This is a genomic window from Cytobacillus sp. NJ13 (assembly GCA_030348385.1).
In the GTDB taxonomy this organism is placed as follows: Bacteria; Bacillota; Bacilli; order Bacillales; family Cytobacillaceae; genus Cytobacillus.
In genome coordinates, this window is the sequence record JAUCFP010000006.1 from 2812514 (window position 1) to 2824468 (window position 11955).

The following is an 11955-nucleotide window of genomic DNA, read 5'->3' on the forward strand; positions in this document are numbered from 1 at the left end:
CGTAATCCTTTTAGTAAATAAAAAAAGTAAGCAGTTACAAGGACTGCTTACAGAAAGTTTTTAATTAAATGCTCCTTATATGGATTGAATTCATGCTGGTAAACTGGCCTTCCTACGGTGCCGTAGATCACCTTGACCTCCAGTATTCCCAAATCCTTCAGGAAGTTAAGATATTTTCTTGCAGAAACTCGTGATATGCCCACGATATTGGAAACTTCATCGGTGGAAAAAGGAAAAGCCTTCAATTCCTGAATCGCATTCCAGACTTGTTTTAATGTATCCCTGGTCAGTCCCTTTGGGAGCTCATCAACTATTGTATTTTCCTCTCTGTTTAATAGATAATTATCGAGTTCCTGCTGGCTGACAGCTTCTTGTTTATCGATAAACCTGGTTTTCTTCAGATAACTGGCAAGAGCCATATGGAACCTTTCAAACTCAAAAGGCTTAATTAAATAATCCGCCACTCCATACCTCAATGCCTTTTGGATACGATCTAAGTCTGAAGCGGCAGAAATAATGATGACATCAATTTCATGGTCATTTTTTCTAAGATACGCCAACAGGTCCAGGCCCTGCTTACCAGGCATAAAGATATCCAGGAGAATTAACTGTATATCTTCCTTTCCCAGCAGCCTGATGGCTTCATCAACTGAGCTTGCTTGAGCTGCCAGACGGAACCCATCCATTTTGCTGAGGTATTGTTTATTGATTTCTGCGACCATCGGGTCATCTTCGACAATCATTACATTAATCAATTCTGCTCATCCTCCGCTTTATAAGGTATATAAACAGCAAAATTTGTTCCCTTTTCCGGCTTGGAAGAAATAATAAGGTCCCCTTCCAGCCTTTCGATTGCCTGCGCCAAAATATATAATCCCAACCCGCGGTTAGCTCCTTTCGTGGAGAAGCCTTTTGCAAGGATTTGGTTTTGGATTGCCTTCGTCATCCCCACCCCTGAGTCTTTTACCTCAATGGTCAAAATATCCTCTGCGTAATCCAGCATTAGATCGACTTTTTTAGTTGGCCGGTCTGCAACTGCCTCCAATGCATTATCGACTAGATTTCCAATGATTGTTATCAGCTCATGAGTGATTTTCTGATTTTCTGGCTTGGGCAGTTTATTTTCACAATTAATTGATAGAGAGACTCCTGATTCTCTGGCAAAACTAAGCTTTCCAATCAAAAATCCTGCAAGAACTGGATCTATAACCATCTTGGTTACAAAGCCCACTTCCGTTTCCCGATGGGTAACCGTTTCACTGACATAGTTAGCAAGCGTATCGTATTGTTCAGTACGGACCAGCCCAAGAATGACATGAAGCTTATTCATGAATTCATGCGCCTGGGCACGGAGGGCATCCGCATACTTGCGTACACCTGTAAGCTGTTCGGCCAATAATTGGACCTCGGTTTTATCACGGAATGTAGCGATGGCTCCAACCGGCTGATTTTCGACCACCACTGGTACTCTGTTTACTAAAATAGTAACCCCATGCAGGTTCTGCTCCTGGTCCATTTCCATTTCACCCGATTTTGTAATTCGGTTTAATCTAGTATCCGGCAAATATTCTTCAATGCTCTGCCCCAATGGATCTTCTTCAAGTCCAGCCTTTTTAAAAATTTTGCTTGCCGCTCTGTTGACAAGGGTAATTTTCCCTTCCTGGTCAATGGCTATAATCCCCTCTCGCACAGACTGAAGCATGGAACTTCGCTCTTCAAGCAGTCTGGCAATGGCAAACGGTTCAAGCCCCAGCAGAGTTTTTTTAATATACCTTGCCAGGCCAACAGCCCCCATGATTCCGATCAAGATTCCGATTAATGTACCGATCACCATTCCCTTCCGGCCATTATTGACCGCCTTTGTCACATTTTCTAATGAAATCCCTACGGCAGCCGCACCGACTTGCTTTCCCTGGGCATTTATTATTGGCGTGAAAGCCCTCAGCGATGGACCAAGAGTTCCCTTTGAAATGGATACGTACTCTTTCCCTTTAAGGGCAGGCCCTTCATCTCCTCCCCTGAAGGGTTTGCCCACTTGTTCAGGATCCGGATGGGTAAGCCGAATTCCCTCCATATCCATAATAGTAACAAAATTAACATTCGTTCTATTTTCAATTTGGCTGGCAAAAGCCTGTATTCCCTCAGAACTGGCTGAGCCTTCCAAAGAATCAATCACCAGCTGGTTTAAAGAAACCATCCTTGCAACATTAAGAGCCTTATCTTCCTGTGTCTCTTCAACACTGGAGGTAATGGTTTTGCTTATCAGCAGGTCAGTTATCCCAAGTGATAGCGCAACGACAATGCATACAAACATAATAATGATGAACTGTAAACTAAATTTCCCCTTTTTCATGATCTCCTCCAGGTTGTTTGCTCGTTTTAGTATGTGTAAAATTTTTTCCATTAAATGAAAAAAGACTGTAAAACCCACTGACGAGTTTTAAGCAGCCTTAAAGTAAAATCATAGAATCAGCAAAGTTGCACCCGCCATTATGGGGGTGAGAACCATTGCAATTTTTAAAATCGGCACGGGAACATGGTTTGTAAATTTAGCCCCAATATAAGAGCCAATCATCGTGCCGGCCAGTACTTGGACCAGGAGCAGGGCGTTGAAATAGCCCTCAAAATAGTAGCCTATCCCTCCAGCCATGGCAATTGGGAGAATGACAAGCATGGTTGTCCCAACAGATTTTTGTATAGAAAGACCCAAAACAATCAACAGACCAAGCTGGATGAAAGGAGCAGATCCAATACCAAATGTACCAGATAAGACGCCAGTCACTATACCGACAGAAGCTGCTCTTATTAGAAAACTGAAAGCAGATTTTGTTTCACTTTTGTTTGTTTCTTTAAGCCTGTTGACTAATAAAAGGCGGGTCATAAGCATAACAGCAGATAAGAACAGCATTCCCGCAGTGAGCCAATGAAGTGAATCGACAGGAATTCCTACAGCAATCCTGGAACCAAAGTAGGAAAAAATGGCTCCAAAGATACCTGCGGTTAAGCCCGCTTTCACATCAATATTGCCCTGCCGGTAATGGCTGTAAGCTCCGGACAAGGTCGTAAAGACCATAGCCGCAAGCGAAGTCCCTAGCGCTGTGTGGATAGGCACTCCAAAAACAACGGTTAATATGGCAATAAGAAACCCGGACCCTCCGGCCCCAATAAATCCTAGTAAAATCCCTATTAAGAACATAGTAAATGTAATAATAATAAATGCCCCCAAATACACTTTCTATCATTCGACAAACTTAGTCCAAATATTATTATAGTATATGAAATATGCAGGAGACTTTTTGTAATTAAAAAAAGTATTTGGATCGTATTTATAGGCTTTTAGTAAGGTAATAGAATGGGTTATAGATTTTTCTCCTTATGTAACAGATAATATATGAGAAAAGGACCTGCTAATGCAGGTCCCCGCAACTTAAGCCGTTACAGATGCAGCGTATTTTTCTTCCAAGGTCTTCTTTAATAATGAAGCTAACTCAAGCATTCCATATTTTCCAGCTTTCGATTCTGCATCAGAATTATAGTTTGTGTTTGTATTAATATCATAAGTGTAAATGTCACCTTCAGCATTTCTGATAAATTCAATGCCAGCGACTTGAATATGATTCCTGGCCAGAACCTCTTTATATTTTTCTATAATTTCGTCCTCAAAATCCTCAATGATCTGGAACTTAAGCTTCTCTTCAACCTCTTCTCCTACAGGGCAGAATAAGTCGCCAATCTGGCATGCGTCCGCCGGGCAAAGTTCAAATCCTTCCGAAGTATCAACCCTTACGGCATAAACAAAGTTGCCTCCGACAAATTCACAGCGGGTGATATAGCTTTCAGGGGATTGAATGTATTCCTGAATAAGGGTAATGCCATCAACAGGTTCTTCGAAGGAAGGTCCTTCCACATAAGCCTTTAGAGCTTCAATACTATGGAATAATTGAACACCCAAACCTTTACCGGCACGGTTATGTTTCGTGATAAACGGCTGTCCTGCAAATGCTTCAGCTGCCTTAATAATATGTTGTTTTCCCACTGCTGCAATCGTTTTTGGAGTCCTGACACCAGATTTGTTTAACTCCAAGTATTGCAAAACCTTACTAACTTCAAGCTTCAGAGCGCTCGTTCCATTTAACACTGTACGGCCATGTGCTTCAAGCCAGGCCAATACTTGTCCGGAAAATTCAGCCGCAAAACGATGATCGCGGGTATGAGAAGAAGCACTCATCCGGCTATAGAAGATCCCTTCCGGCGGTTCCGCCGATAAATCCAGCGTCCCTTCGTCTAAATGCCATTCTTCATAAGGAACACCCAGTTCCTTCAGCCTTTTTGTCAAATGGACTGTCCACTCACTATTTTCATGTATTACATATACCTTGCTCATTATTCATGCCCCTTTCTAGCTCTTTATTAAACTGCGTTTTTGTTCCACTAATGGCATAACCGTCTTTGCAAAGCGTTCCATTTCCTCCAGCTGAGGTGAGAATTGCAATAATAGCAGGTCCAGGCCAGCTTCTTCATATTGTAAAATCCGATCAGCAATTTGCTCTGGTGTTCCTGCTAAGTTTGGCCGCAGACCTCTATTGGAGACAGAGTAATCCTGCAGCTGAATCTGCTGCTCTAATTGTGACTTTGTCGTGAAGTCCTTAAAACCTGCATAACCGCTGGAATCCTTCACAGTAGTGATTTTTTCAAGCTCAGCAAGAGCCTCTTCTTCTGTATCACGGCAAATAACATAAGCAGCCATTCCGAAAGAACTGAATGGCGCATTGCCCGTTTGCTCACGCCGTGCCTTCATTTCTCCTATTTTCCGTTCAATCTCTTCAACTGTTCCTCCGTGCATAACATAAGCGTCACATTTCTCTGCAATAGTCTGCTTGCCTTTTTCACTTTCACCGCCTGCATAAAGAATCGGGTTAGGTCGTTGAACAGGCTTCGGAGCAAGCTTCGTGTCCCTTAGGTTGTAAAATTGGCCGGAATAATTGAAGGTTTCTTCCGTCCATAGTCCTTTTAGAACATCGATGAACTCCTCGGTACGGGCATAACGCTCATCATGCTCTGTAAAAATACCGCCATATTGACGGGCTTCTTCGGCCCACCAGGCAGAAACAACGTTAAGAGTAAAACGTCCGCTGCTGATTTGATCAATATTGGCGGCCATTTTTGCTGCTACAGCAGGATTATGGAAACCGGGACGGATCGCGGTCATAATTTCAATTTTTTCTGTCACGGCTGCAAGTGCGGCTGCCGTGGACCAGGCTTCAAGAGAATCATGATCCGGTCCTTTAATATCATTTAAATATAATTCAGCAATTAATGTAGTCGAGTATCCCCATCTTTCAGCCGACTGAATGACGTTTTTTGCATATTCAAAGGTTGGCGGCATATTTTCGTCTTCCTCATTTCGCAGCCAGCCTCCAAAAATCGGCAGCCAGAAACCATATTTCATTTCTCTTCTCTCCTCTTGCATTCTAAATAACTACTTTTCACATAACTTAAGTTGGATTTATAAACAATTAAAAAACTCTCCTCCTAAGAAGAGAGTTTTATCAACTCTCTTCTCATCTTTCAAGCGATACGCTTGCTGGAATTGGCACAGTATTCATCAGAACCTGCTGCCGAGGCTTCAAAGGGCCAGTCCCTCCACCTCTCTGGATAAGAAGAAAAATATTTAACTATTTAATTATTTAAAGCGATAATAATTTAAATTCATCAAATTGTCAATCAATTATTACATTGTTAATAAGAGTTTCCTAATTTCTGAGCTGGCAGTTAGTTCTATTAGTAATGAACCCTATAGTGTAATTATAATATTTCACAATCTACAATCCTGCATGCCTACATCATATTTTTATAATAAATTATTGTCGCATCGAAGTTACCGTTTTCGGACATTGCATAAGCAGGTATCCGGCCAGCATTAGTGTATCCTAATGAAGTATAAAGTAAATTTGAGGGATCACCTTCTCTAGTATCGAGAACCAATAGTGTTCTACCCATTTTTAAAGCTGTTTCATGAGCCTTCTCCATTAATAAACGGCCAATTCCATTACGCCGATAATTTGGGTGAGTCATTAATTTTGCAATTTCAGCTCTATGTCCGCCATTCTGTTTTGAGCAGAGGTGTAATTGCACGCTGCCAACTATTTCGTTATTAACCTTTGCAACAAAAAGAATTACATCAGGATTTAGTACGCTTTCCCAGGATTTAATTGCCTCTGAAGGTTTTAGTGATGGTAAAAATCCGATAGAAGCACCATCCTTAACAACATCGATTAGAAGGTCTGCAAGTTCAATTATATGTTCCTCAATTTTTATACATTTTTCTACTTTTATATTATTTGCTGCTTTTTCCAAGAGGAATCACCCTAACTCATTTTTTATGGTTAAATATACCACACAAAAAAATTAATAAAAGGAGTATGTTAGAAAATCTAACGTGTTTTTTACAGGTTAAAGTACAATAAAAAAGGAATTCCTTTTGACAATAAAATAGGAAGAAATAATATGTTACTATTTACGGAAAACATACTATGTGAATAAACGTTTTGAGGGCTATGAGACCTATCGTTAACTAGGTTAAAATATATATCAGATTTTTTATCCATATTTCAAAGTTATAGAAATAGAAATTAATAAAGATACAAGGTTTCGGCTTCTGCATCTATAGAGCTCTTCAAACTTTAAGGAGAGTACTCTTTTATACCTCATATTATATTTACATTGCTCTGTAAAAGATCATAATTTAAAAGAAGAGGTGAGGAAAGTTACAATTTTGCAATCAATTCGAAGAATTTATCAGTTTTTTGTAGATATACCAATTAAAGAAGGGACGATTTTGAACTCTCGTTATGAGGTTTTGAGTGTAATAGGGTCTGGAAGCTATGGCATTGTTTATCTCTGTAATGATTTGTGTTCAAAAGAAAATAGAGTGGTTAAACAGCTTCGTCCTAGTAAATGTCGTTCGAAAAAAGAGATTGAGCTCTTTCAAAATGAAACCTTTATTATGCGTACATTGAACCACAAAAATATGCCAATACTATTTGATGCTTCTTCAAATAATGAATATTTTTTTTATGTAATGAGTTTTATTGAAGGCGATAATTTAGAAGATCAAATTTTTCTCAGCAAGAAAACTTTTGGCGAGAAAGAGTCTCTGCTTATTTTAGATAGACTACTCGAATTAGTTGATTATCTTCACAAAAAAGACATTTATCATAGAGATTTACGTATTCCAAACATAATACTAAAAAATAATGAGCCCTTTTTGATTGATTTTGGATTGTCAATGCAGAGAGCCGCAATTGATCAATTTCACTCACCCTCTAGCTCTTTACTTATAAAACAAGACTTCCAGGAAATGAAACACCAGGACTACTATGATTTAGGTGAAATACTTTTATATTTGCTTTATACAACGTACTCTTCCAAAAATAAAAAAGCTCTTCCTTGGACAGAAGAACTTTCTTTAGAAAAGGAAACTGTTAATTTACTGAAAAGGCTATTGCAAACTAAAGAACCTTATTCAAGCATTTGTGAGATTTCAGCAGATCTTCATGCAGCACTTAAAGCGAAAGAGAAAGTACATGAACCTCAGAGATGGAATTAGCTGCTGCTTCTCCTCTTCCTTTTGTAGTAGTTACTTCCACTCATTGGAGATCGTTTATAACGACCGCTGCTGCTGCCTTTGCGATAATGACCATGTCTTCGCGCACTGCTTCCTTGAGAGAGCTGCTTGATTTGTTTTAATATTTTTTTTAACATTTTTACCTCCTTTGAACTTTTATAGTAGCTGTTTTTTGTTTAGTCTAGCACAGATTAAAGAGATACATCCAGAATAACGCGGATTAATAATCCTTAAGGCTGGTATTAATAAATCCGGTGATTTAATGAAACTTCCCCCTTCATTTCCCGTAAATTACAGATACATAAACTAGTCAAAGAAAGGTGTTTTAATATGCCGGTGATACTTGCGAGTATTTTCTCGGCAATAATTATTTTCATTTCTGTATTTTCAATAAACAAAGTGTTACATATCGCATATAAAAGGCATGAAATACCTCTGAAAAAATTAATCCTATTTACCGCGTGTTCTTTAGTAACTGGAAAAACTGTCGCTTCTATTTTACCTTTTGGCTTTCAATTAGTTTTTGATTATATCTTTAACATTCACCATAAACTCTTCGGAGTTCCTTAGGCTCCTTTTTTATAAACAAAACCATCATTTTTTTCACAACTTCATCGCACTGTGCATTAGTCTTGAGTCATTGGCAAGCCTTTTTCATTTGCCTATGCTTCAGCATGTAAATATCCATATTAGTTGATGAATTATAGAAACTTGGTTCTCGAATGAGAAGATGTCTAAATGCTTCATTTCCTCCCCGACTGTAAAACTTAGCAATTCTGCAGTAATCTTTGAAACTTTTGTCATGCTTTAATCGTATCTCCAAATTATACAATTTAAGGAGATAAAACCATGCGGATGAGATTTTTGCGCTTTTTTTTCTGGTTAACTGATGTTGGTTTCATTGTTTATTGGATCATCACTTTACTGCATATTATTCCAAATGAATATCTTTTCAAGGATTACGAAAATCCAATTCTTTCTGCTTGGAACTGGTCATTCTTTCCTCTTGATATTCTAATTTCTATAACTGGATTTGCTAGTTTGTTTTTGTATAAAAAAAATAATCCGAACTGGAGTAAGATTGCTCTAATATCCTTAGTTTTAACCTCTTGTTCAGGCCTTCAGGCAATTTCCTTTTGGATACTTAGAAGTGACTTCGATTTATCCTGGTGGTTACCAAATTTATATTTACTTATCTATCCATTGTTTTTTATTCCTAGTGTTATAAAGGAGAATCAGAATTAATTTCTGATTCTCTGGTTGTTGAATAAAAATGATCGGCTTAATTGCTGCCGATCTTGAAGCAGTGTACTTTTTACTTTTTACTTTTGATACTTTCGAAATTCTTTTAATCTCTCATTTTTCCAACTTCTTTTGCAGTTTCCGGACGTAAATGATTTGTCCAATATGGCAGGCATTGCGTGGATAGATTCCCAAGTACCGCCCACACTCTACGTCCATTTTTTGTCTCTTTTCAAGACGCACTTAATACATATCCTTCTGAGTAAAATTCCAAAACGCAACAGCAAGACAGGCGGCAGCCCAAATCCCAAGCATGGTTAATGAAAATGGCAGTGACATCCCTTCAATCGGCGGAGCTTGACCTTCTAAGTAGTTAATCAGATCAAAGTTCAAGTTCACTAAATACTTGGAGCTCGTCCAGCTCGAACCGATAGAAGATAGCAGGGTGCCTGCGATTAACACAGCCATCATAGCCCCAATTCCAGTCGCTGTATTTTTCACTAGAACTGATATCATGAGACTTATGGTTCCAACAACCGCTGTTACCACCCAGGAAAGTCCAACAGACATCAGCAAGTATTCCCACATCGGCAGGGTATGGATGTACTCCGTTGAAAACTCACCAGATGCGGAAGCTTGAAATCCGGTCAAAATAGGTGCCGTCCAGCCATCATATTCGAGCACGATACCTGAAACCCCATAACAGACAATCACGGCTGCCGCCATCAGCATGGAGGTATACAGCAAAACCGTCAGCCATTTAGCCATCAGGATTCTCCATCGTTTAACTGGCCGGGACAGTAATGTTTTGATGGTCCCATCATTATATTCCCCGCTCACAATATCAGCCATTATAATAATAATGAATAATGGCAGGACAAGTGTGACTCCCTGTGAGAAAAAGATGCGGATAAACGTAGGGGCTCCAGGATAGTTTGGGTTAATATCGTTGTCCAGATAATACTGCTTTTGCTTCAAATCAAATTCAAGAAACTGTCTGAACTCGTCCTGGATTCCACTCGATGCCAGCCGATTTTGCCGATCGACAATCTCCTGCTGAAGCTCCACTCTCCAGTCCAGAGTGCCCTGCTTTTCGATTTTTTCCTGTATCTCCCGGTATTGTGCGTAGGTAAACATAGAGACTAGAATGACTAAAATAACGATGACAACCGCCATGCGTTTTTTAGAAGCAATCTTCATCACTTCATTATGAATCAGGCCAACCATATTTGGATTAGACAATATGATCGCCTCCTGTCAAACTAATAAATAGATCCTCCAATGTCTGCACTTTCCTTTCGATCGTCCATACATCAATACCCGCCTTCATTAAAGCTTCATTCAGGATTGAGGTTTTGCTTTCATCCATAAGAGTGTGTATAGTATGGTCATCGTATAGTTCTGCAGCCTGGACATAGGGGGATTCTTTAAGAATAGCAAGTGCACGAAAAGAATCACTGACTCTCCAATCCACACCAGATGACAGTGCACCAACTAAATCGCTTACGCTTCCGACCTTCACGATTTTTCCATGGCTCATAATAGCCACACGGTCCGCCAGCAACTCGATTTCACTTAAAATATGACTGGATACGAGTACCGAAAGGCCCGTTTCATCGACCAGCTTCCTGATAAATGCTCGAAGGTCTTTTATTCCCATAGGGTCCAAGCCATTCGTAGGCTCATCCAATATAAGCACATCCGGACGGCCTAACAATGCTTGTGCAATACCAAGACGCTGACGCATTCCTAATGAATAGGTCCTAACCTGATCATCAATTCTTGCAGTCAGATCAACCAAATCAATGACCTCTTGAACCCGTTCTTCATCCACATCAGGCAGCATCCGTGCAAAGATTTGCAGGTTTTCGCGGCCGCTCAAATACTTGTATAACTCTGGATTTTCGACGATAGAACCGAGGCGCTGCATCGCTTGAACAAATTGCTTTCTTACATCAAAGCCGCAGATGTGAATCTTTCCGGACGTTGGCTTAATGAGCCCAACGAGCATCCGAATTGTGGTAGTTTTCCCGGCACCATTAGGACCAAGGAACCCAAATACTTCTCCTGGATAAATTTCAAATGATATATTATCAATAATCGTTTTCTTTCCAATGATTTTCGTTACATTTTCCAATTGAACTGTCGGCTTTAAGCTCATAGCATCACCCTTGTTCTATTCTAACTAAATTTTCGAATAATGACTCTTTTAAATACTCAATTTGCGAAAAATTTAGATACAATTACATTAAAGGAGAGGTCAAACGATGAAAAAATGGATGCGGCAGTTATTTTTAACATTGTCCCTTGTGCTTACAGTTCTTTTTGGGTATGGCCTTGTCAGTGCCTACATGGATGTTACCAGTCCGCCTCGAGCGGAGATATTAGCGAAATCAGAAGAAGTTCCTGTCACACCTGGTGATACATATATCGCACTTGGTGATTCATTGACCAGGGGGGTCGGCTCATCAAAGGGAGAAGGTTTTGTCCCGCTGATTGGAAATGAACTTAAAGAAAATAATACTGTTGATCGTTTCCAAAACCTAGGTGTAAGGGGTGCCAGAATTGAAGATTTGCTGGCCCAGTTAGAACAAAAAGAAGTCAAGAGATCTCTTAAGGATGCCAAAATCATTACCATCACAATAGGGGGAAATAACCTTTTTAATAGCGGGGAGACACTCAAAAAATATTCAGAAGAAACCGCCCTTGGCATCCTAGAGACCGAAATTCCTAACTTGGAAAAAACGTTTAAAAACATTCGTGAAAGTAATCCGAATGCAGTCATACTCTATATGGGGCTTTATAATCCATTCAAGCAATCGCCCAACGGGGATTCATTTGATTCCATCATCCAAAAATGGAATGAGTCTGCCCGTACATTAGGGTTGAAATACAAAGTTCAAGTAGTGGATACTTTCAATCTGGTCACGGATGCCAAACGCGATCTTTCCAGTGACGTCTTTCATCCGAATGATGCTACTTATCAGCAAATAGCTGAAAGCATGTCACTTGTCATTGAAAAAAGTATCATACAATAAGAAAAAGGTGAATCCACTGCAGATTCACCTTTTTCATTATTTACATGC

The 11955-nt window shown here is 39.7% G+C and carries 11 protein-coding genes and 1 riboswitch; of the genes, 3 read left to right on the plus strand and 8 right to left on the minus strand.

All coding sequences use genetic code 11. The annotated features are described in order from the left end of the window. Positions 1-47 precede the first annotated feature (47 nt). The 6 genes from QUF73_13845 to QUF73_13870 form a co-directional block, all read right to left on the minus strand. The gene (locus tag QUF73_13845; GenBank protein ID MDM5227285.1) at positions 48-755 is read right to left on the minus strand and encodes a response regulator; all 708 of its coding nucleotides are present in this window, start codon (positions 753-755) and stop codon (positions 48-50) included. After that, complete coding sequence (gene dcuS / locus QUF73_13850; protein MDM5227286.1) at positions 752-2353, minus strand: DcuS/MalK family sensor histidine kinase; 1602 nt, start codon at positions 2351-2353, stop codon at positions 752-754. The genes QUF73_13845 and dcuS overlap by 4 nt, the downstream gene beginning before the upstream one ends. A gap of 108 nt (positions 2354-2461) precedes the next feature. Beyond that, on the minus strand, positions 2462-3214 hold the full coding sequence (locus tag QUF73_13855; protein ID MDM5227287.1) for a sulfite exporter TauE/SafE family protein: 753 nt from the start codon (positions 3212-3214) through the stop codon (positions 2462-2464). Positions 3215-3427: 213 nt separating this feature from the next. Beyond that, positions 3428-4384, minus strand: coding sequence for an alpha-L-glutamate ligase (locus QUF73_13860; protein MDM5227288.1), 957 nt, complete (start codon positions 4382-4384; stop codon positions 3428-3430). 15 nt (positions 4385-4399) lie between these two features. Further along, entirely contained in the window at positions 4400-5449 is a 1050-nt protein-coding gene (locus tag QUF73_13865) for an LLM class flavin-dependent oxidoreductase (protein MDM5227289.1), read from the minus strand. A 109-nt stretch (positions 5450-5558) separates the two neighbouring features. Then, a riboswitch (SAM riboswitch) is annotated at positions 5559-5662 on the minus strand. A 176-nt stretch (positions 5663-5838) separates the two neighbouring features. After that, entirely contained in the window at positions 5839-6357 is a 519-nt protein-coding gene (locus tag QUF73_13870; protein ID MDM5227290.1) for a GNAT family N-acetyltransferase, read from the minus strand. A gap of 415 nt (positions 6358-6772) precedes the next feature. On the opposite strand from QUF73_13870, the gene QUF73_13875 reads away from it, so the two are divergent. Both QUF73_13875 and QUF73_13880 read left to right on the plus strand, forming a co-directional pair. Further along, complete coding sequence (locus tag QUF73_13875; GenBank protein ID MDM5227291.1) at positions 6773-7609, plus strand: protein kinase; 837 nt, start codon at positions 6773-6775, stop codon at positions 7607-7609. A gap of 873 nt (positions 7610-8482) precedes the next feature. Then, positions 8483-8872, plus strand: coding sequence for a YvaD family protein (locus tag QUF73_13880; protein ID MDM5227292.1), 390 nt, complete (start codon positions 8483-8485; stop codon positions 8870-8872). A gap of 240 nt (positions 8873-9112) precedes the next feature. Here the strand turns inward: QUF73_13880 and QUF73_13885 are convergent, their stop codons facing one another. Further along, on the minus strand, positions 9113-10111 hold the full coding sequence (locus QUF73_13885) for an ABC transporter permease (GenBank protein MDM5227293.1): 999 nt from the start codon (positions 10109-10111) through the stop codon (positions 9113-9115). Then, on the minus strand, positions 10104-11030 hold the full coding sequence (locus QUF73_13890) for an ABC transporter ATP-binding protein (protein MDM5227294.1): 927 nt from the start codon (positions 11028-11030) through the stop codon (positions 10104-10106). Before QUF73_13890 ends, QUF73_13885 begins: the two co-directional genes overlap by 8 nt. A 106-nt stretch (positions 11031-11136) precedes the next feature. Between QUF73_13890 and QUF73_13895 the strand changes: the two genes are divergently transcribed. After that, on the plus strand, positions 11137-11907 hold the full coding sequence (locus tag QUF73_13895) for an SGNH/GDSL hydrolase family protein (protein MDM5227295.1): 771 nt from the start codon (positions 11137-11139) through the stop codon (positions 11905-11907). The last annotated feature ends 48 nt before the right edge of the window (positions 11908-11955 follow it).